23 protein-coding genes are annotated in these 24,554 nt (G+C 66.8%); 10 read left to right on the plus strand and 13 right to left on the minus strand.

Annotation, left to right across the window (positions count from 1 at the left end):
• Window positions 1–7: 7 nt before the first annotated feature.
• Together OJF58_RS07805 and OJF58_RS07810 are read right to left on the minus strand one after the other, a co-directional pair.
• Window positions 8–775, minus strand: a complete 768-nt coding sequence (locus OJF58_RS07805) for an SGNH/GDSL hydrolase family protein (RefSeq protein ID WP_300783283.1) — start codon at window positions 773–775, stop codon at window positions 8–10.
• Complete coding sequence (locus tag OJF58_RS07810) at window positions 775–1,923, minus strand: OpgC domain-containing protein (protein ID WP_300783285.1); 1,149 nt, start codon at window positions 1,921–1,923, stop codon at window positions 775–777. The genes OJF58_RS07805 and OJF58_RS07810 overlap by 1 nt, the downstream gene beginning before the upstream one ends.
• Before the next feature lie 58 nt (window positions 1,924–1,981).
• Here OJF58_RS07810 and OJF58_RS07815 point away from each other — a divergent pair, with 58 nt between their 5' ends.
• Complete coding sequence (locus OJF58_RS07815; RefSeq protein WP_300783287.1) at window positions 1,982–2,698, plus strand: alpha/beta hydrolase; 717 nt, start codon at window positions 1,982–1,984, stop codon at window positions 2,696–2,698.
• Between the two features lie 47 nt (window positions 2,699–2,745).
• Here the strand turns inward: OJF58_RS07815 and OJF58_RS07820 are convergent, their stop codons facing one another.
• Window positions 2,746–3,954 (minus strand): CoA transferase, encoded by a 1,209-nt coding sequence (locus OJF58_RS07820; protein ID WP_300783289.1) that lies wholly within the window; start codon window positions 3,952–3,954, stop codon window positions 2,746–2,748.
• 177 nt (window positions 3,955–4,131) lie between these two features.
• Between OJF58_RS07820 and OJF58_RS07825 the strand changes: the two genes are divergently transcribed.
• Entirely contained in the window at window positions 4,132–4,995 is an 864-nt protein-coding gene (locus OJF58_RS07825; RefSeq protein WP_300783291.1) for a tripartite tricarboxylate transporter substrate binding protein, read from the plus strand.
• A gap of 265 nt (window positions 4,996–5,260) precedes the next feature.
• Window positions 5,261–5,554, plus strand: a complete 294-nt coding sequence (locus OJF58_RS07830; RefSeq protein ID WP_300785211.1) for a helix-turn-helix domain-containing protein — start codon at window positions 5,261–5,263, stop codon at window positions 5,552–5,554.
• Between the two features lie 34 nt (window positions 5,555–5,588).
• On the opposite strand, the gene OJF58_RS07835 is transcribed toward OJF58_RS07830, so the two are convergent.
• On the minus strand, window positions 5,589–5,861 hold the full coding sequence (locus OJF58_RS07835; protein ID WP_300783293.1) for a metal-sensitive transcriptional regulator: 273 nt from the start codon (window positions 5,859–5,861) through the stop codon (window positions 5,589–5,591).
• Between the two features lie 38 nt (window positions 5,862–5,899).
• Between OJF58_RS07835 and OJF58_RS07840 the strand changes: the two genes are divergently transcribed.
• The 3 genes from OJF58_RS07840 to OJF58_RS07850 all read left to right on the plus strand — a co-directional run bounded on the left by OJF58_RS07840 (window position 5,900) and on the right by OJF58_RS07850 (window position 9,363).
• The gene (locus OJF58_RS07840) at window positions 5,900–8,215 is read left to right on the plus strand and encodes a heavy metal translocating P-type ATPase (RefSeq protein ID WP_300783295.1); all 2,316 of its coding nucleotides are present in this window, start codon (window positions 5,900–5,902) and stop codon (window positions 8,213–8,215) included.
• Between the two features lie 89 nt (window positions 8,216–8,304).
• Complete coding sequence (locus OJF58_RS07845; RefSeq protein WP_300783297.1) at window positions 8,305–9,042, plus strand: hypothetical protein; 738 nt, start codon at window positions 8,305–8,307, stop codon at window positions 9,040–9,042.
• A 45-nt stretch (window positions 9,043–9,087) separates the two neighbouring features.
• Window positions 9,088–9,363 (plus strand): hypothetical protein, encoded by a 276-nt coding sequence (locus tag OJF58_RS07850; protein ID WP_300783299.1) that lies wholly within the window; start codon window positions 9,088–9,090, stop codon window positions 9,361–9,363.
• On the opposite strand, the gene OJF58_RS07855 is transcribed toward OJF58_RS07850, so the two are convergent.
• Genes OJF58_RS07855 through kdpF form a run of 8 tightly spaced genes read right to left on the minus strand, consistent with a single transcriptional unit; the run spans window position 9,358 to window position 18,631 of the window.
• Complete coding sequence (locus OJF58_RS07855) at window positions 9,358–10,275, minus strand: phosphoribosylaminoimidazolesuccinocarboxamide synthase (RefSeq protein ID WP_300783301.1); 918 nt, start codon at window positions 10,273–10,275, stop codon at window positions 9,358–9,360. The genes OJF58_RS07850 and OJF58_RS07855 overlap by 6 nt on opposite strands.
• 1 nt (window position 10,276) lies before the next feature.
• A complete protein-coding gene (locus OJF58_RS07860; RefSeq protein ID WP_300783303.1) occupies window positions 10,277–10,669 on the minus strand; it encodes a carboxymuconolactone decarboxylase family protein in 393 nt (130 codons plus the stop codon).
• Between the two features lie 37 nt (window positions 10,670–10,706).
• The gene (locus OJF58_RS07865; protein ID WP_300783305.1) at window positions 10,707–11,390 is read right to left on the minus strand and encodes a response regulator transcription factor; all 684 of its coding nucleotides are present in this window, start codon (window positions 11,388–11,390) and stop codon (window positions 10,707–10,709) included.
• A gap of 10 nt (window positions 11,391–11,400) precedes the next feature.
• Window positions 11,401–14,085: a sensor histidine kinase KdpD gene (locus OJF58_RS07870; protein ID WP_300783307.1), complete on the minus strand. Its 2,685-nt coding sequence runs from the start codon at window positions 14,083–14,085 to the stop codon at window positions 11,401–11,403.
• A 15-nt stretch (window positions 14,086–14,100) separates the two neighbouring features.
• Window positions 14,101–14,706, minus strand: a complete 606-nt coding sequence (locus tag OJF58_RS07875) for a K(+)-transporting ATPase subunit C (RefSeq protein ID WP_300783309.1) — start codon at window positions 14,704–14,706, stop codon at window positions 14,101–14,103.
• Between the two features lie 10 nt (window positions 14,707–14,716).
• A complete protein-coding gene (gene kdpB / locus OJF58_RS07880; RefSeq protein WP_300785213.1) occupies window positions 14,717–16,762 on the minus strand; it encodes a potassium-transporting ATPase subunit KdpB in 2,046 nt (681 codons plus the stop codon).
• A gap of 38 nt (window positions 16,763–16,800) precedes the next feature.
• Window positions 16,801–18,528 (minus strand): potassium-transporting ATPase subunit KdpA, encoded by a 1,728-nt coding sequence (gene kdpA / locus OJF58_RS07885; RefSeq protein ID WP_300783311.1) that lies wholly within the window; start codon window positions 18,526–18,528, stop codon window positions 16,801–16,803.
• Between the two features lie 13 nt (window positions 18,529–18,541).
• Window positions 18,542–18,631 carry a K(+)-transporting ATPase subunit F gene (kdpF, locus tag OJF58_RS07890; protein ID WP_300783314.1) on the minus strand — a complete coding sequence of 30 codons (90 nt, stop codon included), beginning with the start codon at window positions 18,629–18,631 and terminating at the stop codon, window positions 18,542–18,544.
• Between the two features lie 232 nt (window positions 18,632–18,863).
• Here kdpF and OJF58_RS07895 point away from each other — a divergent pair, with 232 nt between their 5' ends.
• Complete coding sequence (locus tag OJF58_RS07895; RefSeq protein ID WP_300783316.1) at window positions 18,864–19,001, plus strand: hypothetical protein; 138 nt, start codon at window positions 18,864–18,866, stop codon at window positions 18,999–19,001.
• Between the two features lie 292 nt (window positions 19,002–19,293).
• Window positions 19,294–21,186 carry a potassium transporter Kup gene (locus OJF58_RS07900; protein ID WP_300783318.1) on the plus strand — a complete coding sequence of 631 codons (1,893 nt, stop codon included), beginning with the start codon at window positions 19,294–19,296 and terminating at the stop codon, window positions 21,184–21,186.
• An 11-nt stretch (window positions 21,187–21,197) separates the two neighbouring features.
• On the opposite strand, the gene OJF58_RS07905 is transcribed toward OJF58_RS07900, so the two are convergent.
• A complete protein-coding gene (locus OJF58_RS07905; protein WP_300783320.1) occupies window positions 21,198–21,695 on the minus strand; it encodes a hypothetical protein in 498 nt (165 codons plus the stop codon).
• 164 nt (window positions 21,696–21,859) lie between these two features.
• Between OJF58_RS07905 and OJF58_RS07910 the strand changes: the two genes are divergently transcribed.
• Both OJF58_RS07910 and OJF58_RS07915 read left to right on the plus strand, forming a co-directional pair.
• A complete protein-coding gene (locus OJF58_RS07910; protein WP_300783322.1) occupies window positions 21,860–23,098 on the plus strand; it encodes a hypothetical protein in 1,239 nt (412 codons plus the stop codon).
• 12 nt (window positions 23,099–23,110) lie between these two features.
• Window positions 23,111–24,526 (plus strand): SrfA family protein, encoded by a 1,416-nt coding sequence (locus OJF58_RS07915; protein ID WP_300783324.1) that lies wholly within the window; start codon window positions 23,111–23,113, stop codon window positions 24,524–24,526.
• Window positions 24,527–24,554 lie beyond the last annotated feature (28 nt).

Genomic DNA, 24,554 nt, shown 5'->3' on the forward strand with positions numbered 1-24,554 from the left:
CGGCCGCCTAGTTTCCGGCTTTGGCATCACCCGTCAATTGCGACGGCTTCACCGCGCGCAGAATGGCCATCGACAGGAGCTTGCCGATGCACTTCTGACCGAAGTCGTTCAGGTGCAGGCCGTCGTTGTAGACGAACTGGGAGTAGGGCATGCCGTCGTTGTACCAGGCCTTCATGATCGCCAGGCGATTGAAGAAGCCGGTGCCCTTCTCCTTGGCCACCTCCGCCATCACGCGCGCGTAGTCCTGCTCGTCGGGCAGCGCCACCACGGCCGGCACGTATTGCAGGTTCATCAGGATGAAATCGGCGCCGAGCGACTTGCCGATATCGATGCCGGCCCGGAGCTTGCGTGCGAACTTCTCGAGCGGCGTGTGGCGGATGGCCGAGTTGGTGCCGACCTGCCAGACGACCAGATGAGCGTGCTGCGGCTGCACGTCCGACTGCATCCGTGCGGCCATCTCCTCGGCGTCCTGACCACCGATGCCCTTGTTGGAAACATGTACGGCGACGCCCGGCATGGCGGCGCCGAGCCGGAGCTTGAGCTGGGCGGGATAGGCGTATTGCGGCGACGTCGTGCCGTAGCCCTGGGTCGAGGACGATCCCATCGCCACGATGCGCAGATCGTGGTCCTTTGCGACGGCCTCGCGGGCCGCCGTCAGGGGATGCCCGAGATCGAGCAGCTCGCGGCTGGCGCGGCAGTCGGGATCGGCGACGCCAGCCGCCGGTCCGCCCACGATCGCCATTCCCAGGGCCACGACGAAAAGGCTCGGCTTCATCAAAGCTCCTTTCGCACAGGCTTCCCCTTGAACCAGGCCGCGCCGTAGGCGACGGCGGACATCAAGGTGATCCCGGCAAAGCTCACGGCAACTTGCGAAACCACAGAATCATCAAAGTAAGCGACCACGATCTCCGCAGTCAGGGCAAGAAACGTCCCCAGGCAGAATATCTGCAGAGAATGCTCACCGCATCTGCGAATCGGTGTCAAAATTGGCCATCTCAGGAATCCCGCCCCCGGCGGCACGGCCAGCCGAACGAGCCAGGCCAGGGCGAGGAAATGGGCAAATCGCAGAATATCCAGGTTGGTCTTGTCGATGGGATAGAGCTGCCGCCCCAGCCAATCCGGCACGCGCTGCCCGAGGGACGTATCGTGCCAGGACCAGACGATCAGGCCGGCAAAAAGGAGGTAGAGGATCGCGAGCGCCGTCAAAGGCCAGCGCCAGCGGTCGATCCAGGCGAGCCGCGGCGCCAGCACGGCGAGCACGGCGCCGGTATAGAAGATGGCCTGCCAGGCCATTGGATTGAAGAACCACACCTTTTCGCCTGGGTAGCCGGGCAGGTTCCAGCCGAACCGCAGCGCCGCGATATAGAGGCCGAACGACGCTGTCAGCGCGGCGAATGGCCAGCGCAGCAGGGCCGGCAGCGCGAAGGGAAAAGCTGCGAGCAGCACGATATAGAGCGGCAGCACGTCGAGATTGGCCGGCCGGAACTTCAGCAGCACCGCCTCGACGATCGCGCGATAGGGGTTGGCGCCGAGACCCATGAGCTGCATCTCCTCGATCAGCTCGGTCGTGTTGCGGGCAAACGAGAAGTAGGCGATCTGCGCCGTGAAGAAGACGAACAGCAGGATGTGTGCGACATAGAGCTGCCAGACCCGGCGATAGATGCGTGACGCCGCCCTCGGCCAGCCGTCGCGCGCCATCATGCGGCTGTAGGCGATCACGGCGGTGTAGCCGGAGATGAAGACGAAGATCTCGGTGGCGTCGCTGAAGCCGAAGTTGCGGACCGTGAGCCATCCCAGGACATTCTGCGGGATGTGGTCGAGGAAGATGAACCAGAGCGCGAGGCCGCGGAAGAAATCGAGCCGAAGGTCGCGCCCGGATGACGGCACGCTGAGCACAGCAGGTCTCAGAGGCATGACGTTCATGGCACCATAGGTATCGCAGGCCACGATCCTCGGCTACGTTCAGGAGGGAGAGAACGAGATGACCAAGACGCCGCTGCTGCTCGTGCCGGGCCTGCTCTGTTCACCACGACTGTACGCGCCGCAGGTCGGCGCGCTTGGGGACATGGCCGACATCGTCGTGCCCGACTGGCGCAAGGCCCCGCTCTCTATCTTCGATTCCTGGGACTCCACGGCACGCTGGGTGCTCGGACAGATGCCGCCGGGCCGCTTCGCTCTCGCCGGCCTGTCCCTTGGCGGCATGATCAGCGTCGAGATCATGCAGTTCGCCGCCGACCGGGTGACCAGGCTCGCCCTGCTGGATACCGGCATGCGTGGCCAGAACGAGACCGAGAAGGCGGTCCGGCATGCCCGTATCAGGCTCGCGGACGAAGGCCGGTTCGAGCTGGTGTTGGGCCTCCAGCTCTCCCGCTTCCTGCCGGCCTATCGGCTGCCCGACAAGACACTGGTCGACGAGGTCATGACCATGTGCCTCGAGACCGGGGCTGAGATCTACAAGCGGCAGGAGGCACTGGCGGCGAACCGCGTCGACCGCCGCCCGGACTTGCCAAGGATCAAATGCCCTACGGTCGTCGTCTGCGGCCGCGACGACGCCGCCACGCCGCTTGCCTTCTCCGAGGAAATCGCGGCTGGCATCGAAGGGAGCGAGCTGGTCATCGTCGAGCAGTGCGGGCATCTCGTGACGATGGAGAAGCCCGAGGAGACGAACGCGATCCTCCGCCGCTGGCTCGAGCGATAGACGATGCGTGTCATCCTGCGCGAAGCAGGGGATGACGCCGTGGTTCCTCAGCCGACGATCTTCTTCTCCCTGAGCGCCGCCACTTCGGCCTCCTTCAGGCCGGCGATGCCGCGCAGCACCTCGTCCGTGTGCTCGCCCAGCGACGGCGGCGGCCGCGTGTCGTCGACCGGCGTGTCGGAGAAGCGGTAGTTAGAGCCGATAATGGGCACCTCGCCGACGCGGCGGTGCTTGTAGGTCTTCAGCATGCCGCGCCGCTTGACCTCCGGCTCGTCCAGCGCCTCCTTCATGGTGCGGATCGGCCCGGCCGGCAGGTGGCGGAACTTCTGCGCCCAGTTCTCCTTGGTGTCGGTCTTCAGCACGTCTTCCATCAGCTTGGTGAGGACCGGCTTGTTGGCGACCCGCTGGGCAATGGTCGAGAAGCGCGGATCCTCGGCCCATTCCGGATGGCCCATCGCCTTGCAGGTGTCGACGAACAGCTTCTGGTTGGCGACCGCCATGTAGATCTTGCCGTTCTTGGTGTCGAACGAGCTGTTCGGCACCGAGGCGAAGTGTCCGTTGCCGGCGCGCCGCGGCTGCTCGCCGCCGATCAGATAGTAGGCGCCGAGATTGCCGAGGCAGGCGAGCGCGGTGTCGTAGAGCGCGAGATCGATGTATTGGCCGTTGCCGGTGTCGGTGCGCGCGAACAGCGCCGCGTTGATCGCCGCAACCGAATGGATGCCGGTCATGGTGTCGACGATCGCGATCGCATGGCGCAGCCCCTCGCCATTCGCCTCGCCGTTTACGCTCATCATGCCCGATTCGGCCTGCAGCACCGGATCGTAGCCTGGACGATCCGACAGTGGCCCGGTCTGGCCGTAGGCCGAGATCGAGAGATAGATGAGCCGCGGATACTTGTCGCGAACGCTGGCGTAGTCGAGGCCGTACTTCTTGAGTACGCCGGGCCGGAAGTTCTCGACCAGAACGTCGGCGGTGGCCAGCAGCCTGTGCACGACCGCCTGGCCGTCGGGCTTGGTGAAGTCGAGGGCAACGCTCTTCTTGCCCCTGTTGTAGGTCATGAAGAAATGGCTTTCGCCCTTCTCGCCACCGGCACGGGGGCCGGCGCCCTTGCGCGTGTCGTCGCCGCCGTCGGGATTCTCGATCTTGATGACCTCGGCGCCCATGTCGGCCAGCATCTGGGTGCAAAGAGGACCGGCGATGACACGCGAGAAATCGACGACGCGTATTCCGCTGAGCGGCGGACAACCTGATTTTGCCATGCCGGAAAAATAGAGCCACGCACACGCGACTGTCCATGAGCGGCGAATCGACTATGCTGAAGCATCATGAGTTCATTTCGCATATCGCTCCGTCGACGTTCCGTCCTTGCTCTCCCCCTCCTCGCCACCCTTCCCGCCCGAGCGGACACCTGGCCTTCCAAGGCGGTGCATATCGTCGTGCCGTTCGCGCCCGGCGGATCCGGCGACATCACTGCCCGCCTGGTCGGCAAGTTCATCGAAGAAAGAACCGGCCAACCCTTCGTGATCGACAACAAGGCCGGCGCCAACGGCATCGTCGGTGCGCTCGCGGTGAAATCATCGGCGCCGGACGGCTACACGCTGATGCTGGCCACGACCTCGACCAATGCCGCCAACGTCCACATGTACAAGGACCCCGGCTACGATCCCGAGAAGGATTTCCAGGTCGTCGGCCTGATCGGTGAAAGCGGCGTGTTCCTCGTGGTGCCGGCCGACAGTCCCTACAAGACGCTGGCCGAGCTGATCGCCGACGCCAAGGGCCATCCGGGCAAGCTGAACTTCGGCTATTTCAACGCGAGCTCCCAGGTGCCGTCGGAGGTGCTGGGCAAGAAGGCCGGCGTCGAATGGCAGGGTGTGGGCTACAAGGCGATCGGCAATGCCTGGAGCGACCTCTATGCCGGCGCCATCCAGTTCATGTGCGTCGATCTCACGGCGGCGCGCGGCCAGGTCGTGGCCAACAAGGTGCGGCCGCTCGCCATCTCGCTGGCGGAGCGCAGCCCGCTCTATCCCGCCGTGCCGACTTTCGCCGAAAGCTTTCCCGATTTCGTAAGCACCGGCTTCCTCGCCATCGCCGTCCCCAGGGCGGTGCCGGACGAGATCAAGCAGAAGCTGAACGCGTTGATCAACGAGGCTGTCTTCTCGCCGGCGATTCACAAGCGCCTCACCGAGGAGTTCGCGCTCCTGCCGCACAGGCTCGACCTCGCGCAATGCGCCGCGCAGGATCGCGCCGAGCGGGCCAAGTGGGGCGAGTATGTGAAGATCGCACGGATCGAGCCGCAGTAGCGTACGACGTCGGCACTACGCTCCGGCCGGCGACCACGCCTCGCCGCGGCGACGCCTGTCTGCGCATCCACTAAGTCTGCATATCTGTTAAGCGGCTTTTCTCTCCTGTATCATATCTGTAAGCTGGATTGATTCTCCGTCATGGTACTGCGCGGATGACTTATATTGGCCTTTGGATTGCAGAACGATGATCGACCTCGATGTCGTTCGTACCGATCCGGCTGCGGCCAAGCTGGTCCAAGCCGCCTTTCGCCGCGCTGTCGGCATGATCAGCGGACGATGGAAGCTCGAAATCCTGTGGCATCTGAATCAGGGCACCCACCGCTTCGGTGAGCTGAAGCGCGCCTTGCCCGGCATCACCCAGCATATGCTCACCGCCCAACTCCGCGCGCTCGAGAAGGACGGGCTGATCAAGCGCACGATCTACGCCGAGGTCCCGCCGCGCGTGGAATACGAGATCACGCCGGCCGCCCGCCGTCTGCGGCCGATCTTCGTCGAGATCGTGAAATGGGCGGAGGAGCACGAACAGCCGGCCCCCCGGGACTCCGGCCAACCGTAGGCCGTCCTGCCCGGATGCGCCGCGGCCACCGCACCTAGCGGCGACGGTCGAGCACTTCTATCAGCTCGTCGATCTTGGCCTGGCGATCACGCTCGGATCCGGCATGGAACGCATGCGCCACGCAATGCTGCAGATGATCGTGCAGGATCTCCTGCTCGACCTTGTCGAGCGCCGCCCGCACCGCGCGCACCTGGTTGATGACGTCGATGCAGTAGCGGTCCTCCTCGACCATGCGCGCAACGCCGCGCACCTGGCCCTCGATGCGGCCGAGCCGCGCGAGCTGGGATTTCTTGATCCGTTCGTCCATGCTTGAACTATACCCCCGTAGGGTATAAATGACAAGACATGGTCCATTCCTGCTCGCATCACGATCATCGCGATCACGCCACCGCCGCCGAGACCGCCATCGATCCCGTGTGCGGGATGAAGGTGACGCTCGAGGGCGCGAAAAACACGACCGTCCACGACGGCGAGACCTATTACTTCTGCAATCCCAGGTGCCTCGCGAAGTTCGCGGCCGAGCCCGCACGCTATTCGAGTGTGCAAGAGCGGCCTTCGCCTCCACCGGTCGCACCCGGCACGATCTTCACCTGCCCCATGCATCCCGAGATCCGTCAGGTCGGTCCCGGGAGCTGCCCGATCTGCGGCATGGCGCTGGAGCCGGCGGAGATCACCCTCGATCTGGGTCCCAACGCGGAGCTGGTCGACATGACTCGCCGTCTCTGGATCGGCGGCGCGCTGACGGTGCCGGTGGTGGCGCTCGACATGGGAGGGCACTTCTTCGATCTCCATGCCCTGCTGCCGCACGGGCTGCTGCCCTGGGCGGAACTCGTGCTCGCAACGCCCGTGGTCCTGTGGGCCGGCTGGCCATTCTTCGTGCGCGGCGCGCAGTCGGTGATCCGGCGGGCGCTCAACATGTTCACCCTGATCGCGCTGGGCACGGGCGCCGCCTGGCTCTACAGCCTCGTCGCCACTGTCGCCCCCGGCCTATTTCCGGAGTCGTTTCGCAGCCCCGACGGCACGGTGCCGACCTATTTCGAGCCGGCGGCCGTCATCGTCGTGCTGGTCCTGGTGGGCCAGGTGCTGGAGCTGCGGGCGCGCGATGCCACCTCCGGTGCAATCAAGGCGCTGCTCGGGCTCGCTCCACGCACCGCCTTGCGCATCCGGCTCGAGGGCGACGAGGAGGTGCCGCTCGAGGCCATCGCGGTCGGCGACCCGCTCCGGGTGCGACCGGGCGAAAAGGTGCCGGTCGACGGCATCGTCACGGAGGGACGCGGCTCGGTCGACGAATCGACCATCACCGGCGAGGCGATGCCGGTGACGAAGGAAGCCGGTGCCAAGGTCGTGGGCGGCACCGTCAACCGCAGCGGCGCCTTCGCGATGAAGGCCGAGCATGTCGGCGCCGACACGGTCCTGGCGCGCATTGTCAAGCTGGTGGCGGAAGCACAGCGCAGTCGCGCGCCCATCCAACGCCTCGCCGATACCGTCGCCGGCTGGTTCGTGCCGGCGGTGGTCGTCGTTGCCGTGCTCGCCGCCGCAGGCTGGGCGATCTGGGGCCCCGCGCCCGCGTTCAGCCATGCCCTGCTCGCCGCCGTGTCGGTGCTGATCATCGCCTGCCCCTGCGCGCTGGGGCTCGCCACACCGATGTCGATCATGGTCGGCGTCGGCCGCGGCGCCTCGATGGGCATCCTGATCCGCAATGCCGAGGCCCTGGAGCGGCTGGAGAAGGTCGACACGCTGGTGTTCGACAAGACCGGCACGCTGACGGTGGGCCGCCCCACCGTCTCGGCGGTGACGGGAGCGGCTCTGCCCGAGGCAGAGGTGTTGCGCCTCGCCGCCAGCCTCGAGCGCGGCAGCGAGCATCCGATCGCCGCGGCGATCCTGGACGCGGCGCGCGCCAGGGCCGTCGCCCTTGCCGCCGTCGCCGATTTCGAATCGCCGGCCGGCCGTGGCGTCGCCGGCACCGTCGAGGGCCGGCGCGTCGTCTTGGGCAACGCTCGCTTCCTGGCCGAGCGCGGCGTCTCCGGCGTCGTTGCACCGCAGGGCGAGGGCACGACCGTGCTGCTGGGCGTCGACGGCGCCTTTGCCGGATCGGTCGCCGTCAGCGACCCCATCAAGGAAACGGCCGCCGGAGCCCTGAGCGCGCTTCGCGCCGATGGTCTGCGCCTCGTGATGCTGACCGGCGACAATCGCCGCACGGCCGCAGCGGTCGGCCGCCAGCTCGGCCTCTCGGAGATCGAGGCCGAGGTGCTGCCCGAGGACAAGGCGCGGATCGTGCAGCGCCTGCGCGGCGAGGGACGGATCGTGGCGATGGCCGGCGACGGCATCAACGATGCGCCGGCACTGGCGGCGGCCGACGTGGGCATCGCCATGGGCGGCGGCACCGATATCGCCATAGAGAGTGCGGGTATTACGCTCGCCAAGGGCGAGCTGTCCGGCATTGTCCGGGCTAGAAGGTTGTCACAAGCAACGATGCGGAATATCCGGCAAAATCTGCTTTTTGCGTTCGTCTACAATGCGGCCGGCGTGCCGATCGCGGCCGGGCTGCTCTATCCGGCGTTCGGTCTGCTGCTGAGCCCCATCGTGGCGGCTGCCGCGATGTCGTTGAGCTCGGTCAGCGTGATCGGAAATGCACTCCGGCTGCGGCGAGCCAAGCTCTAAAGAGTCGCCGACAAACGCCATAGGGAGAACACCGCGGCCCTGTCACAATGACGTCCTTTTCTGGCTCTTGGTCGTGGGCGTAGAGGGCGATGGTCGCTGGAAAGTTCGATTACCTGGTCAATGTCTCCGAAGCGGCTTTCCAGAGCATGGTCATCGCCACCATCGAAAGCTTCCTGGTGCCCGGCCGCGCCGGCAAAGCCGGTCGTCTGGTGAGACAGCGCGAGACATTCGGGCTGCTATGGGGTTACGAGACCATCACCGTGAGCAAGGGCCGCTGCTTCAATGTCGAGGTGGCCATCGTCGACGCCAACGCCGAGCGCGGCCGCAGCTCGGTCATCCCCTCGCACAGCCTCGAAACGCTCAACAAGGCGCTGCCCGCCTACTGGCCGAACCTGAAGTTCCTGGGCGACTTCCACAGTCACCCCTGGACGGTGCGCGAACCCTGGCCGGGCCGGCCGTTCCTGTCGGAGGAGGATCGCAGCAGCATCGAGAACAATCCGAGCTACGCGAAGCTCGGCCTGCGCGTGGCGCTGCTGCTCAACGTGCAGAAATTGTCCAAGAAAGGCCGCATGATGCCGGTCTTCTCGCACGACAATACGCTCGAGTTCCGGCTGAACGACCTCAGGATGAGCCTCGCCGCCTGGGTCGCCTGCCCGGTCCGCAACGGCTCGCGCGAGCAGGCGCTCTATGTGATCCCGCGGCCCGGCCGCACCGCGCACGACAAGTGGCGGCGCGAGGCCTGGCACGCCAAATGCCGCTATCTGGACAAGAAGCGCGTGTGGCTGAATGCGCCCGTCCACAATTTCCTGACCGCGCTCGGCGACTGACTGCTCCTGGCTTTCGCCGACTTCGCCCCCTGCACGGAGAGCGTTGTGCAAATAAAGAAGTCTATTGTTCCTCTCGTCGCGCTTGTCCTGATGCAGCCTGCGGCGACGCGGGCGCAGGGCGACGATGCCGCCTATTGCGCGGCGCTGTCGGCGCTGGCCAGCCGCTACATCGTGGGCGGCACGGCGGAAGGCCGAGGCGTGCCGAACCTCGATACCAGCACGGCGATCAGCGACTGCGCCTCGGGCAATACCGCCGCGGGCATCCCCGTTTTGGAGCAAAAGCTGCGCGCCAACGGCTTCAGCCTGCCCAAGCGCTCATGACCGCTCCAGCTCCACGCCGGTGAGCCGCCGGTAGGCGTCGAGATAACGCTTGCTGGTGGCCTCCACCACTTCCGGCGGCAACCTGGGCGCCGGCGCCTCGCCGTTCCAGCGGCCGGCGTGACGCTCGACATCGAGCCAGTCCCGCAGCGGCTGCTTGTCGAAGCTGGGTTGCGGCTTGCCGGGCTGGTAGCTGTCCGCCGGCCAGAAGCGCGAGCTGTCGGGCGTCATCACCTCGTCGATCAGCAGAATCTCACCCGATCCGCCGCGGCCGAACTCGAGCTTGGTGTCGGCGATGATGATACCCCGCGCGGCCGCCACGTCGCGGCCCTTGGTGTAGACGAGCCGCGTCAAGCGCTCGAGCTCTGCCGTCACCTCGGCGCCCAGGAGCTCACGCATGCGGCCGACGGTGATGTTCTCGTCGTGTCCGCTCTCGGCTTTCGTGGCAGGACTGAAGATTGGCGGATCGAGGCGGCCGCTTTCGGCGAGGCCGGGCGGCAGCTTCTCGCCGGCAAGCGTTCCCGCCCTGGCGTACTCCCGCCAGGCCGACCCCGAGAGATAGCCGCGGATCACGCATTCGATCGGGAACACGCTGCCGCGCCGGCACAGCATCGCGCGGCCGGCCAGCGCCTCGCGATGGCCTTTCAAGGCCGGCACGGCCGCTGCAATCTCGTCCGCATCGGCGGAGATCATGTGATGCTTCACGAGATCACCGAACTGCCGGAACCACCAGGCGCTCAGTTGCGTGAGCACCGCGCCCTTCATCGGGATCGGCTCGGCCATCACCACGTCGTAGGCGCTCACCCGGTCGGTCGCCACCAGCAGCAGCCGGCCGGCATCGACCTCGTAGACGTCCCGCACCTTGCCGCGGGCGATCCGCCGGAGCGGCAGATCGCTCGTCGTCATCAGCATCATGCTACTTTTCGTTCCTCATCTCGTGGAACACCTCTTTCGCCGTCAGCAGCGCCTCGCGCACCGACGGCAGGCCGATATAGCCGCAGAGATGCATCAATGCCTCGGACAGCTCGTCCTCCGTCCAGCCGGTGTTGCGCGCCATGCGGAGATGGATCGCAAGCTCGGGCCAGCGCGCCTGGGCGGTGTCGGAGACGACGCAGATCAGGGCCCGCGTCTTCATGTCGAGGCCGGGCCGCGACCACAGCATGCCGAACACGGCCTCGCGCGCGTAGTCGCCGAACTTCTTCATGATCGGATCGTCGTAGACGGTGGTCGCCATCTTGTCGGCGGTCGCCGCGCCCATGAGCTGGCGACGGATCTCGGTCCCCTTCTTGTAAAGTTCGCTCTCGGCCATGTTTCCTCCTGGGTGCCGGGCGCAGCCTAGCGCCGTGTCAGACCAGCCGGTAGCCGATTCCCGGCTCCGTCAGCACGTGCCGCGGTGTGGAAGGATCGGCTTCGATCTTCTGGCGGAGCTGGCGGACATAGACGCGCAGATACTGCGGATCGACCGATTCGTCGCGCCACACCTCGCGCAGCAGATGCTTGTGCGTCAGGACCTTGCCGGCATGGATCACGAGCTGCTCGAGGATGTCGTATTCCTTGGGCGACAGCTTCACGTCCTCGGCGCCGCGCTTCACCAGCCGCCGCACCAGGTCGACGCTGAGATCGTCGCTAGCGAAGCTGCGCTCCGCACCTTGCTGCTGCAGACGATGGCGCAGCGCCGCACGGATGCGGGCCATCAGCTCCTCGGCGCCGAACGGCTTGGTGACGTAGTCGTCGGCGCCCGAGTCGAGCGCCTTCACCTTGGCCGCCTCGTCGCCGCGGCTCGACAGGACCACGATCGGCACCGGTCCGATCCCGCGCATCCTGCCGATCAGCTCGAGACCGTCGATATCGGGCAGGCCGAGATCGAGCAGCACGAGATCGGGTCGATGATGGCGCATGGCCGACAGTGCCTCGCCGCCGGTCGCGGCTTCGATCGCACGATAGTCGTGGGCGCCGAGCGTCGTGCGCAGCAACCGGCGGATCGGCGGCTCGTCGTCGACGATCAGGATGACGGCGCCATCGCCGGTCACGGGCGGGCCTTCATGTCGGTATCGGATAGCTCACGATGAACTCGGCCCCGCTGCGGTCGATCCGATTGCGTGCGGCGATCGTGCCGCCCTGGACCTCGGTGAACCCCTTGGCGATGGCCAGACCGAGACCGGTTCCGGCGCGCCGCCGGTCGCCGGCATCGGCGCGATAGAATTTCTCGAACAGCCGGTCAAGCGCTTCCGGGGCGATCCCCGGCCCCTCGTCGCGCACGACGATCTCGACATGCTCGCCGAAACGCCGCGCCAGCACCTCGATGCGTCCGCCTACCGGCGAATACTTGCCGGCGTTGTCCAGGAGATTGAACAGCGCCTGCTCGGCCAGGACGAAGTCGAGCGAAAGCGAAGGCAGGTCTGGGTCGATCGAGCTGGAGACGACCCGCCCCTTCAGGAGCGGCATGGCGCGGCGCAGCGCGGTCGAGACCAGGTCGCCCGCCTCGACGGCCTCGCGCCTGGGCACGATCACGCCGGCATCGAGCCGGGTCATGTCGAGCAGGTTGCCGACGAAGCGGTCGAGCCGCTCCGCTTCGCTGAGCGCCGTTCCCAGAAGCTCCTCGCGCGCCGCATCGTCGTAACGGTCGCGATAGCTCCTGAGGCTCGAGAGTGCGCCGATGATCGAGGCGAGCGGCGTGCGCAGGTCGTGCGAGACCGACGTGAGCATGGCCGAGCGCAGCCGCTCGCGCTCGGCACCGATCCGTGCCTCGTCGATGTCGGCGGCCAGCGCCACGCGCTCGATCGCCACCGCTGCCTGGTTGCCGACCGCCTCGAGCAGCTGTCGTTCGGAGGCGCCGAGGTCGCGTCTGTCGCCGGACGACAGGATGCCGATGACGCCGACCGGCGCGCGGCTGGTCCGAATGGGCACGAACAGCCATCGCCCGCCCGGCAGAGTGTCGGTTCCCTTGCCGGCAGGCTGCTCGGCATCCCAGCACCAGCGTGCCGCCGCGAGATCGGCCTCGGTGAACTCGCAATCCGGCGGAAAGGCCGCGTACAGGGTGAGCCGGCTTTCCTTCCTCCGCCCTTTGTCCGGCATCAGGATGGCGACCTCGGCGTCGAGGAGCCGGGCGAGATGCGTGACCACGATCCACAGGAGGTCGTCGAGATCGACGACGCCGGCGATCTTGCGGCTGAAGGCATAGAGCTCGGCCGTGGTGCGCGCCTCGCGGCGGGCCGACTGGGCCTGGGCCCGGGTGCGCGTGCCGAGCGCGCTGGCGACGGCGGCGACGAACATCAGGAAGAAGAGCGCGACGATGTTGGCGGGATCGGCGATCGTCAGCCGATGGAGCGGCGGCAGGAAAAAGAAGTTGTAGCTCAGCACCGAGAGAGCGGCGACCCAGAGCGACGGCACGAGCCCATGCCGCGCCGCCGCGATCATCACGGGCACAACATAGATCAGCGAGACGTTGGGCAGATCGACATAGGCGCGTATCAGAACGCCGAGCGCGGTCGCGAGCGCGGTGGTCGAGACGCCTTCGAGATAGGGACCGACGGATCTGGGCGCCCCCACCGACCAGTCGACGGTGCCATCCGGCTCGGGACCGGCGGTCGAGGGCGCCACCTCGACGGCAAGTCCGGAGCCGCTGCGCACCAGCTCGTCGACCACCGACCCGTGACGCCATTCGAACCAGCGCGAGCGGCGCGACTTGCCGACGATCACACGGGTGGCGTTGCGCGAGCGGGCGAGCGCCAGAATCTCCTCGACCACGGTGCGGCCCGGGACGCTCGTCACCTCGGCGCCGAGCTGGCTTGCGAGGCGCATGGCCTCGGCGAGCCGGCCACGCTCGACTTCCGACAGCAGCGCATGACGCGGAGTCTCGACATAGAGCGCGATCAGCTCGGCATGGAGCCGGTCGGCCGTGCGCTTGGCGGCACGCACCGTGTTGGCGGCATCGGGACCCGGATCGAGGCAGACGATCACGCGCTCTCCGGCCGCCCACGGCCCGGTGATGGCGTGCTCGCGCATGTAGCTCAACATCTGCTCGTCGACGCGTGCCGCCGTGCGGCGCAGGGCAAGCTCGCGCAGCGCCGTGAGGTTGCCGGGCGAGAAATAGTGCTTCAATGCCCGCTGGGCCTGCTCGCGCACATAGACCTTGCCCGTGCTCAGCCGGGCGATCAGGTCGGCCGGCGTGATGTCTACCAGCTCGACCTCATCGGCGCTGTCGACCACCGAATCGGGAACGGTCTCGCGCACGCGAATCCGGGTGATACGCGCGACGACGTCGTTGAGGCTCTCGACGTGCTGCACGTTCATGGTGGAATAGACGTCGATTCCCGCCGCCAGCAGCTCCTCGACGTCGAGATAGCGCTTGGGATGACGGCTGCCGGGGGCGTTCGTATGCGCGAGCTCGTCGACGAGGGCGAGCGCCGGCCGGCGCTTGAGGACAGCATCGAGGTCCATCTCCTCGAGCGCATGGCCCTTGTAAGCGACCTGGCGTCGCGGAATCACTTCGAGATCGGCGAGCAGCGTCTCGGTTTCGGCACGGCCGTGCGTCTCGACGACGCCCGCGACCACGTCGCCGCCTTCGGCCTTGCGACGGCGCGCGGCCAGCAGCATCTCGTAGGTCTTGCCGACGCCGGGCGCCGCACCGAGGAAGATCTTGAACTTGCCGCGCGTTTCCTTCTGCGCAGCCTTCAGCAGCGCCTCGGGTGAAGGACGCGTGTCACTGGGAACGCCGGCGGCCATCGAAGAGCGAGGATGTCATCGCGCCCCCAGAGCGTCGAGGGCGATGTTGAGTCTCAGCACGTTGACGCGCGGCTCGCCGATCACGCCCAGAAACCGGCCTTCGACATGGGAGGTCACAAGATCCCGCACCTTCTGCTCGCGAAGGCCACGCGCCCGGGCGACACGCGGCACCTGGAACAAGGCGGCGGCCGGCGAGATGTCCGGATCGAGCCCGCTTGCCGAGGCGGTCACGAGGTCGACGGGGATCGGGGTGCTCGGGTTCTCCGTCTCGAGCGCCTTCACATCGCCCCGGACACGCTCGATCAGCGCCCGGGAAGTCGGCCCGGCATTGCTCCCACCCGAGTTGGCGGCGTTGTAGGGCGCTGGCACGGTCTTTGTCGGATCCTTGGGGTCGGTGCCGGTCGTGGCCGAGGGCCGGCCATGGAAATAGCCCGGCTTCGTGAAATTCTGACCGATCAGGTCCGAACCGATCACCTTGCCGTCCCTCTCGATCAGGCTGCCATTAGCCTGTCGCGGGAACAGCGCCTGGGCGATGGCGGTCATGGCCAGCGGATAGGCAAGGCCGGTCAGAACCGTGAAGCACACGATCATGACGACGGCAGGTCGAAGTTGACTCAGCATGGATCGACCCTCATGCAAGCCCGAGGGCGGTGACGGCCATGTCGATCAGCTTGATGCCGACGAACGGCACGATCAGGCCCCCCAGGCCGTAGACGAAAAGGTTGCGCAGCAGGACCGCCGATGCGCCCGCCGGGCGATAGCGCACGCCACGCAAGGCGAGCGGGATCAGGGCAACGATGATCAGGGCATTGAAGATGATCGCCGACAGGATGGCGCTCTGCGGCGACTGCAGGCCCATGACGTTCAGCGCCTGGAGCTGCGGATAGAAGGCGAGGAACAGCGCCGGGATGATGGCGAAGTACTTCGCCACGTCGTTGGCGATCGAGAAGGTGGTGAGCGCACCACGCGTCATCAGAAGCTGCTTGCCGATCTCGACGATCTCGATGAGCTTCGCCGGATCGCTGTCGAGATCGACCATGTTGCCTGCCTCGCGCGCCGCCATGGTGCCGGTGTTCATGGCGACGCCGACGTCTGCCTGGGCGAGCGCCGGCGCATCGTTGGTGCCGTCGCCGCACATCGCGACGAGCTTGCCCTGTGCCTGCTCCTCGCGGATGAGCTTGAGCTTGGTCTCGGGCGTGGCTTGCGCCAGGAAATCGTCGACACCCGATTCGGCCGCGATGGCCGCCGCCGTCAGCGGATTGTCGCCGGTGATCATGACGGTGCGGATGCCCATGCGGCGCAGCGTGGCGAAGCGGTCGCGGATGCCGCCTTTGACGATGTCCTTGAGGTGGATCACGCCGAGGAGCTTGCCGTCCCGGGCGACGGCGAGCGGGGTGCCGCCCGACCGCGCGATCTTCTCGGCGATGGCCTCGATCTCGCGTGCCGCCTGGGGCGGGGCGCGCACATCGACGATGATGGCATCGACGGCGCCCTTGCGGATCGAAGCGCCGTCGATATCGATGCCGCTCAGCCGCGTCTGCGCCGAGAAGGGGATGAACCGGGCATGAAGCGGCGCCATCTCGCGGCCGCGGATATCGTACTTCTCCTTGGCCAGCACCACGATCGAGCGGCCCTCCGGCGTTTCGTCGGACAGCGAGGCGAGCTGGCTCGCATCGGCGAGCTCGCGTTCGCTCACCCCCGACACCGGCAGGAACGCAGTCGCCTGACGGTTGCCGAGCGTGATGGTGCCGGTCTTGTCGAGCAGAAGCGTGTCGACGTCGCCCGCCGCCTCGACGGCTCGGCCGGACGTGGCAAGCACGTTGAAGCGCACCAGCCGGTCCATGCCGGCGATGCCGATGGCCGACAGAAGCGCCCCGATCGTGGTCGGGATCAGGGTCACGAACAGCGCCACCAGGGCCAGCACGCTCATCGTGCCGCCGGCATAGGCGGCGAAGCTCGGGATGGTGGCGACCGAGAATACGAAGATGATCGTCATGCCCGCCAGCAGGATGTTGAGGGCGATCTCGTTGGGAGTCTTCTGTCGCTCGGCGCCCTCGACCAGCGCGATCATGCGGTCGAGAAAGGTCGAGCCCGGCTCGGCCGTGATGCGCACCTTGATCCAGTCCGAGATCACCTGCGTGCCGCCGGTGACAGCCGACCGATCGCCGCCGCTTTCGCGGATCACCGGCGCCGATTCGCCGGTGATGGCCGCCTCGTTGACCGAAGCCACGCCCTCGATCACCTCGCCATCGGACGGGATCAGATCGCCCGCCCGGACCAAGACGATGTCGCCTTTCTCGAGCTTTGTCGCCGGCACTTCGGTCCACTTGTTCGCCGATGCGTCGGCCAGCCGTTTGGCGACGGTCTCGGTCCGGGACTTCCGCAACGTAGCGGCTTGCGCCTTGCCACGGCCCTCCGCGACAGCTTCCGCGAAGTTCGCGAACAGGACGGTGAACCAGAGCCAAAGGTTGATCTGGAAGGCGAAGCCCAATCCGCCATTTGCCGCAACGAGATCGCGGATGAACAGGATCGTCGTCAGCGTCGCCACGACCTCGACCGTGAACATCACAGGGGTGCGGACCATCAGTCGCGGATCGAGCTTTCTGAAAGCGTCGATGATCGCGGGCCCAAGGATCTTCGGATCGGCGATGGTGGTGACCGGCGTCCGTTTGCGCATATGCGCGGCAACTTCGATCGTCATGTCACTGCCTCGACTCAAAAAAACGTCCTGGCGTGCATCGCGAACTGCTCGGCCAAGGGACCGAGGGCGAGCGCGGGAAAGTAGGTGAGACCGCCCACGATCAGGATCACGCCGATCGCCAGGCCAACGAACAGCGGCCCGTCGGTCGGAAAGGTGCCGGCCGAGGCCGGTACGATCTTCTTGGCCGCGAGCGATCCCGCGATCGCGACCATCGGCACGATCATCAGGAAGCGGCCGATGAACATCGCGAGCCCCATCGTGATGTTGTAGAAGAGCGTGTTCGCGCCGAGGCCGGCGAAGGCCGAGCCGTTGTTGGCGGTGCCCGAGGTGTAGGAGTAGAGGATCTCGCTGAAGCCGTGCGGGCCTGCGTTCGCCGGCCCAGCGAGCCCGGCATTGACCACCGTCGCGATGGCGCTGAAGCCCAGGATCGACAGTGGCAGGATCAGGAGGGCGAGCATCGCCATCTTGACTTCCCTGGCTTCGATCTTCTTGCCGAGATATTCGGGCGTGCGGCCGACCATGAGGCCGGCAACGAACACCGCGACGATGGCAAACAGCAGCATCCCGTAAAGGCCGGCGCCCACGCCACCGACGATGACCTCGCCGAGCTGCATGTTGAACAGCGGCACGAGTCCGCCGAGCGGCGTATAGCTGTCATGCATCGAATTGACGGCGCCACACGAAGCATCGGTCGTCACGGTGGCGAACAACGCGGAATTGACGATGCCGAATCGCGTCTCCTTGCCCTCCATGTTGCCGCCCGACTGAAGGTCCGAAGCATCGGCATCGACCCCCAGCGCGGCGATCTGCGGATTGCCGGCGGACTCCGCCCAGTAGGCGGCGGCCACGCCGCCAAGGAACAGGACCCCCATGACGGCGAGCACCGCCCAACCCTGGCGCTGGTCGCCGACCATGCGACCGAATACGTTGGTGAGGGCAGCACCGATCGCGAAGATCAGCACCATCTCGACGAAATTGGTGATCGCGTTGGGGTTCTCGAACGGATGGGCGGCGTTGGCGTTGAAAAAGCCGCCGCCGTTCGTGCCCAGCATCTTGATGACTTCCTGCGATGCCACCGGGCCCTGGGCGATCACCTGCCTGGCGCCCTCGAGCGTCGTCGCCTCGGTGTAGGCCGACAGATTCTGCGGCACGCCCTGCCAGACGAAGAACAGTCCAACGACGATCGAGATCGGCAGGAGGACGTAGAGGGTGCAGCGCGTGAGATCGACCCAGAAGTTGCCGATGCCGCTTGCCGAGCGCCGCGCGAAGCCTCGAATCAAGGCGATCGCAAGCGCAACGCCCGTCGCGGCCGACACGAAATTCTGAACCGTGAGCCCCGCCATCTGCACGAGGTGGCTCATGGTCGTCTCGGGCACGTAGGACTGCCAGTTGGTGTTGGTGCCGAAGCTCATCGCCGTGTTGAAGGCGAGCCCCTCCTCGACCGCCGGCTGACCGGCGGGATTGAAAGGCAGCAGCGCCTGGAGGCGCTGCATCCCGTAGAGGACGAGAACGCCCGCGAGGTTGAACAGCAGCATCGCCACGGCATAGCCGACCCAGCCCTGGTCGACACGCTCGTCGAGGCCGGCCAGCCGACAGAAGATCCGTTCGACCGGACGCAATACTGGCGACAGAAACGTCCGTTCGCCCGCGAAGACGCGCGTCATGTAGCCGCCGAAGGGTTTCACCAGCAGAACGACGGCCGTGCTGAAAAGCGCGATCTGGAGCCAGCCGTTGACGGTCATGGAAGGTGCTTTCCTAGAAGCGTTCGGCGCGCAGCAGCGCGTAGATGAGATAGACGAGCAGGCCGAGCGTCACGGCGCCGGCGGCCAGGTAGTCGATCGGCATGATCCTCTCCTCACAACCGATCGCAGGCATGGACATAGGCGACGGCCAGCAGAAACAGGCCGCCGGCGAGCGCGATCAGGATGGCGTCCAGCATCGATGTGACCTCTATCGTGGAGCCGCCTTGTCGCGCGCCATCGCATAGGGAATCGAGAGGCCTCTCTGGGCCGGGCCATAGGAACCGCATATATGAACACCGCCTATTTCCCGGCGCGCGTCAGAGGATCCCACAGGCGTGCAAGATCCGGACGGCGATCAGCACCAGCGCGCCATGCGCCAGGAGGACCACGCCGATCTCGGTGAAAATCTCACCTGCCCGGGGTGCCGCGGCATCTCGTTTGCAGTCATGGTGCCCGAGGCGGCGCTGTGTTGACTTCATCGGGCAAGGATCGGAGCGTCCGTCATATGAAATCGAGAGCGTCCGGCACGGCGCTCCATAGGAATCGCTCAGGAAAATCTCCTCGCCTGTCCTGGTGGTTGGTATCCGCGCTCGCCTGCTCGCCCGCAGGTTCCCGTTATATTCTCGCTTGCGGTTTCAAGGAGCGGCATCGAGGCAAAGGAAAGCCCGCAAGAATCCGATTGACCGGCTCGGGATGTGGCGCAATACCCGCCCGCCATGCCCGGCGACATGCGCCGGATGGCAATGGAAGGCGTCCTTCAGTCAGATGTCCGGAAATGGAACGTCCGCTCCGGTGAGTCGCAAGCGCCTGGCGGGGCTCACCCTGGCGGCGCTCGGCGTCGTGTTCGGCGATATCGGCACGAGCCCCCTCTACACCATGAAGGAGTGCTTCAGCGAGTACACCGGACTGAAGCCGACGCACGAGGATGTACTGGGCATCCTGTCGCTCATCACCTGGACGCTGATCATCGTCGTCTCGTTGAAATACGTGGTGGTCGTCATGCGCGCCGACAATCGCGGCGAGGGCGGTGTGCTGGCACTGATGGCCCTGATCGCGCGCCGCGCCGGACTGCCTGCAGGACGGCGGAACTTCTACGTCATGCTGGGCATGGCGGGCGCGGCGCTGTTCTACGGCGACAGTCTGTTGACGCCCGCCGTGACGGTCCTGAGCTCGATCGAGGGATTGAACGTCGCCACCCGTACGTTCGAGCCTTTGGTCGTGCCGATCGCCCTCGGCGTGCTGATCGCCCTGTTTTCGGTCCAGCGATTCGGGACCGGCAGTGTCGGTCGCCTGTTCGGCCCGATCACCCTCTTGTGGTTCTTCGTCCTGCTGGTCCTCGGGCTCATCCAGATCGTGCAGACGCCGCAGGTGTTGGCCGCGCTCCTGCCGCTCTATGCCATCGACTTCGCGATCCGCAACGGATTCATCGCCTTCGTGGCCCTTGGCGCCGTGACCCTGGCCGTCACCGGGGCAGAGGCGCTCTACACCGACATGGGCCATTTCGGCCGCAAGCCCATCCGGCTGGCATGGTTCGGCCTCGTCCTGCCGGCGCTGCTCGCCAACTACTACGGCCAAGGCGGCCTGCTGCTGACCGACGCCACGGCGCTGCAAAATCCGTTCTTCAAGCTGGCGCCCCAGTGGGCGCTCTATCCGATGGTGGTGCTGGCCACCGTCGCGGCGGTGATCGCCTCGCAGGCCACCATTTCCGGCGCCTATTCGATGGCCCAGCAAGCCGCCCTGCTGGGCCTCAGCCCGCGCGTCCGCATCCAGCACACCTCGGCCAGCGAGTTCGGGCAGATCTATGTGCCGGCGATCAACTGGATACAGATGTTCGGCGTCGCCGTGCTCGTGGTTTCCTTCCAGTCGTCGTCCAATCTCGCCGCGGCATACGGGATTGCCGTGACCGGCACCATGCTGGTCGATTCCATTCTCGTATCCGCCCTGGCGCTGCGCGTCTGGAAGTGGGGCTGGCCGGCGACCGTCCTGGTGCTCGGCGGCTTCATGGCGTTCGACATCACGCTGATGTCGGCCAACATGCTGAAGTTCCTGGAAGGCGGCTGGGTGCCGCTGGCGCTCGCACTGGCCATCTTCACCGCCATGTGGACCTGGATGAAAGGCCGGACGGCCGTTGCCGCCCGCGAGCAGGAAAGCTCGCTGTCGATGGAGACGCTGCTTTCCAGCATCAATCCCAGCCGGGTCCATCGCCCGCAGGGCACGGCAGTCTATCTCACCGCCTTCTCCGGCAATGCGCCCAACTGCCTTCTGCACAACCTCAAGCACAACGAGGTGCTGCACGAGCAGGTCGTCCTGCTCACCGTCGAGGTGCCCGACGAGCCCTATGTGCCGCCCAATGCCCGGGCCCAGGTCGCGCATCTCGGCAAGGGCGTGCACCATGTGGTGTTGCGCTACGGCTTCATGGAGCAGCCGGACGTGCCGCGTGATCTGGTGCCGCTGGCCGAGCGCGGCGTGCCGGTCGACCCCATGCGCACGTCCTATTTCGTCGGCCGCAACAGCTTCGTGGCCGCCAGCCGGCCGCTGCTGCCGCGATGGCAGGAAAAGCTGTTCCTGGTCCTGGCGCGCTTCGCCTCCAGCGCGGGCGACTTCTTCCGCCTGCCCGCGAACCGGGTCGTGGAGCTCGGCAGCCGCATCGAGATCTAGCGTGGCACCTGTCAGTTGATCAGCGCACCGGCCTCGCCGGCAGGCGGCGCCAGGCGCAAGCCGGCGCGCCCGAGGGTCGCGGTGAAGCTTTTCAGACGCTCGGCGGCGACCCGTGCGGCGGACGGCACCACAAGGACATCGAGCGATGCGCCGAGCGGACCGTCATGGTCGCCTTGCGCCAGGCCACAAAGGGCGACAATGGTCGCCTCGTCGCGGCTCACCTGCGAGCAGGTCGGCAAGTGCACCCCGAGGATGCGCCGGGGGCCGAAAAAAAGGGCGTCCATGGCGATTGCGAAATCGGGTAGAGCATCGAGCACGCCGGCCACCTTGAAGCCTCCATGGAGTGCCGATCCTTCGGTCGGCAGCGTCCGGTCGTGTTGCCATTGCCGAATGGCCCACAGCACGAAGCGTTCGCCGATCGGCAGGGCGCAGGCGCAGTCGGCGCGTCCGCAACTCTGGCGCCCGACGTCTCCTTGCCGCCGGACGCTCTGCTGCGACGTGACTTTCATGGACTCCTCCGCCGGATTGCGGGCAGAGCATGATGCGATTGCGATGCATTCGCAATACTCTTTTCCCTTCGCAGATCGAAAGTCTGTGAGCGCCCAACCACACCATAAACAAGTCGAATTCGCCGCTGATATGCTGGCTTCCCACTGAACGGCGTACGCGAAGAATGGGCCAAGGCCCGACCCTGATCCTCACCACCAGACTGGGCGTCCGGCCACTGGGCGTGCGCGGCGAGCCGCTGCATGCGGTCGCCGGCCAGCTTCTGTCGGTCGTCCGGCGCCGTCTCGGCGACGGGCCGGCCGACCTGCTCGCCGAGCCGCAATTGCGCGAGTCGGGCGACGGCATCGACTGGTATGCCGCGCGGTCGGGACCAGTCCGCCGGTTTGCCGAGCTTGGCGAGGCCGAGCGCAGCGAGACCTTGCGCGCGGTCGAGGCGCACCTCGATGCCATTCGCGGCCTCGGAAGCCAGCTTGCGGCCTCCCCCTCCAGCGAGGAAGCGCGCCTCGTCGGCCAGTCGCTGCATCTCGCCACGACACGGCCGTCGGACGATTTCATCTACCTGGTGGACGGCCAGCCCGTCATCGCCGCCTGGGGCTACGAAGCCGACGCGGCCGCGAGCCTGCTGGCCGCCGCACCGCCGTCACTGCCTGCGGCGGCATCCGCCCCCGCCACCACCTTCGCCAGCGCGCCGGCCTTTCCGGTGGCGGCACGGTGGGACCTGTCGCCCTGGTTGGGCGCGCTCCTGTTCGGGCTCCTGCTGCTGCTTGCGCTGCTGATCGCGTCATGGCTGTTGCGCGCCTGCGCGCCGGTCGATCCGGCGACCAGCATCGCGACATTGGAGACGCCGGCGCCCCCCGCGCCGCCACCGCCTCCCGACCCCACACCGACGCTGAAGGCATCGCTCGATGACGCGCAGGCCGACGAGAAGAACCTGAAGGCGCAGCTCGCCGCGCTGGAGGCCGACCTCAAGCACAAGGTCGAGCAGTGCAAGCCGGTTGCGCCGCCCAAGCCCCCGCCGCCCCCGGTCGCCAAAGCGCCACCTCCCGCGCCGCCGCCACAGCACGCGACGGCACCGCCGGTCAGCCGGCCGCCGCCGGGCATGCTGCCCTGCGACTGGTCGGGCGACTCGGGCGGCGAAGGCGTGACGCGCAACCGGCACTATCTCGGCGACAAGCCCGGATTCGTGGCGATCAACTACAACCTCTATGTGAAGCCCGACGACATCAAGGTCGTCTATCGCGGGCAGGTGATCGCGGGCACAGGCGGGCCGCGCAGCGGGCGCGGCGGCTTCGGGTTCGACTGGAATCCGGTGGCCGGGGATTATTCCGTGGACGTCATCGTAACAGGAGAGATGTGGGGTACGCGATGGACCTACGCCATGTCCTGCCCGCGCGGCGGACGCTGATCGGAAGCTGAGATGGCCGGTCCCCTCCTCAGCAGCGAGCCGCTTCAGCGCTATCGCGCCCTCGGCCTCGGCGGCGATCCGGTATGGCACGCCGCAGGCCAGCTGCGCGCCGCCATCGCGCAGCGGCTGTCGCGCGAGCATGCCGATCTTCTGGCGATTCCCGAGGTCGATCCCTCGGGCCGCCGCATCGACTGGTACGCGCCGTTCGACGGCGAGGTACGGCAGCTCGCCGATCTCGGCGAGGCCGAGCGCGCCGCGCTGCTCGACAAGGTCCGCCGCCTGCATGCCGACCTCGCCCATCTTGCCGACGCCATGGAGGCGCCGCAGCGTTCGGGCGCCGAACGCAACTTCGCGAAGCTCCTGCGCCATGCGCTGACGGCGCCGGGCGAGGAGACGCTGTACGTGGTCGATGGCCGGCCGGTCATGACGTTCTGGGGCTTCTCGGCCGACGCCGCGCTGCCCGGCGTCTTCCTCGCCAGCCCGCCCAAGCCGCCGATGCCGGCGACGCCGCCACCCGAGGCCATCGTCGCATCCGCGCCGGCGGCAGCGATTGTCGGCTCGGGTGCGCGCTCGACCTGGTGGCAGTGGCTGTTGCTCGCCGCCTTCCTGCTGCTCCTGCTGGCGGTCCTGGCCTGGATCGTGCGCCCTTACCTGCCGCATATCGAGCCGCGGCTCGCGGCGGCGGCGCGCGACCGGGCGCTCGCCTTCTCGGTGCGTGAGCCGGCCGCGCTTCAGCAGGCGCGAATGGACACGCTGATCAAGGACAATGAGACCCTGCGTCTCGAACTGGCGCGCCTCACCGACGAGGTGGCGCGGCGCGGCGGCAATTGTGCCGCGGGCGTCGTCGGTCCCGGCGGCGTGATCGTCGGAACCGCGGGCGAGACGCCGATCGAACGGCACGCCGAAGCCGACGGCAAGAACAGCGCCGACCTCGGCCTCGCAGACAAGGACAAGGGCCACGGGCCTGACGACAAGACGGCCGCCGACGAGAAAGGCGCGCATGGCCCCGACAAGAACAAGCAAGCGGCGCAAAAAGAGAAGAAGAACGAGCCGAAGCCCATGGTGGTGCCGCCCGAGGCGAAGCAGAAGCAGGACCTCTCCTTTCTGAAGGGCGATTGGCGCTCGCGCACCAGCCTCGCCACCTCTCAGGGCGAGAAGAATCTTCACCCTTCGTACACGCTCGACGACAAGGGAAAGGGCAAGGTGAGCTTCGTGCAGCAGGACGGATCGACTTGCGAGGCGCCCGCCGAAGCACGCTGGGACAACGGCAAGCTGGTGATCGAGGAAAAGGCCAATCCCAAATGCACCGACGGCCGCACCTATGCCCGCAACATCGTCAACTGCGAGATCGGCAAGGATGGCGTCGCTCAATGCAACGGCAGCCAGCCCGGCGACAAGCGCAGCTACAGCGTGCAGATCGGTCGTTGATTTCATAGACTTGAAACCCCAGTTGCAC

The organism is Enhydrobacter sp., assembly GCF_030246845.1.
In the GTDB taxonomy this organism is placed as follows: Bacteria; Pseudomonadota; Alphaproteobacteria; order Reyranellales; family Reyranellaceae; genus Reyranella.

Excerpts from the sequence above, each read along its gene's own strand:
- OJF58_RS07805 (WP_300783283.1), bottom strand. The coding sequence starts at position 775 with ATGAAGCCGAGCCTTTTCGTCGTGGCCCTGGGAATGGCGATCGTGGGC.
- OJF58_RS07810 (WP_300783285.1), bottom strand. The coding sequence starts at position 1,923 with ATGAACGTCATGCCTCTGAGACCTGCTGTGCTCAGCGTGCCGTCATCC.
- OJF58_RS07815 (WP_300783287.1), top strand. The coding sequence starts at position 1,982 with ATGACCAAGACGCCGCTGCTGCTCGTGCCGGGCCTGCTCTGTTCACCA.
- OJF58_RS07820 (WP_300783289.1), bottom strand. The coding sequence starts at position 3,954 with ATGGCAAAATCAGGTTGTCCGCCGCTCAGCGGAATACGCGTCGTCGAT.
- OJF58_RS07830 (WP_300785211.1), top strand. The coding sequence starts at position 5,261 with ATGATCAGCGGACGATGGAAGCTCGAAATCCTGTGGCATCTGAATCAG.
- OJF58_RS07835 (WP_300783293.1), bottom strand. The coding sequence starts at position 5,861 with ATGGACGAACGGATCAAGAAATCCCAGCTCGCGCGGCTCGGCCGCATC.
- OJF58_RS07840 (WP_300783295.1), top strand. The coding sequence starts at position 5,900 with ATGGTCCATTCCTGCTCGCATCACGATCATCGCGATCACGCCACCGCC.
- OJF58_RS07845 (WP_300783297.1), top strand. The coding sequence starts at position 8,305 with ATGGTCGCTGGAAAGTTCGATTACCTGGTCAATGTCTCCGAAGCGGCT.
- OJF58_RS07855 (WP_300783301.1), bottom strand. The coding sequence starts at position 10,275 with ATGATGCTGATGACGACGAGCGATCTGCCGCTCCGGCGGATCGCCCGC.
- OJF58_RS07860 (WP_300783303.1), bottom strand. The coding sequence starts at position 10,669 with ATGGCCGAGAGCGAACTTTACAAGAAGGGGACCGAGATCCGTCGCCAG.
- OJF58_RS07870 (WP_300783307.1), bottom strand. The coding sequence starts at position 14,085 with ATGGCCGCCGGCGTTCCCAGTGACACGCGTCCTTCACCCGAGGCGCTG.
- OJF58_RS07875 (WP_300783309.1), bottom strand. The coding sequence starts at position 14,706 with ATGCTGAGTCAACTTCGACCTGCCGTCGTCATGATCGTGTGCTTCACG.
- kdpB (WP_300785213.1), bottom strand. The coding sequence starts at position 16,762 with ATGCGCAAACGGACGCCGGTCACCACCATCGCCGATCCGAAGATCCTT.
- kdpA (WP_300783311.1), bottom strand. The coding sequence starts at position 18,528 with ATGACCGTCAACGGCTGGCTCCAGATCGCGCTTTTCAGCACGGCCGTC.
- kdpF (WP_300783314.1), bottom strand. The coding sequence starts at position 18,631 with ATGCCGATCGACTACCTGGCCGCCGGCGCCGTGACGCTCGGCCTGCTC.
- OJF58_RS07900 (WP_300783318.1), top strand. The coding sequence starts at position 19,294 with ATGTCCGGAAATGGAACGTCCGCTCCGGTGAGTCGCAAGCGCCTGGCG.
- OJF58_RS07905 (WP_300783320.1), bottom strand. The coding sequence starts at position 21,695 with ATGAAAGTCACGTCGCAGCAGAGCGTCCGGCGGCAAGGAGACGTCGGG.
- OJF58_RS07910 (WP_300783322.1), top strand. The coding sequence starts at position 21,860 with ATGGGCCAAGGCCCGACCCTGATCCTCACCACCAGACTGGGCGTCCGG.
- OJF58_RS07915 (WP_300783324.1), top strand. The coding sequence starts at position 23,111 with ATGGCCGGTCCCCTCCTCAGCAGCGAGCCGCTTCAGCGCTATCGCGCC.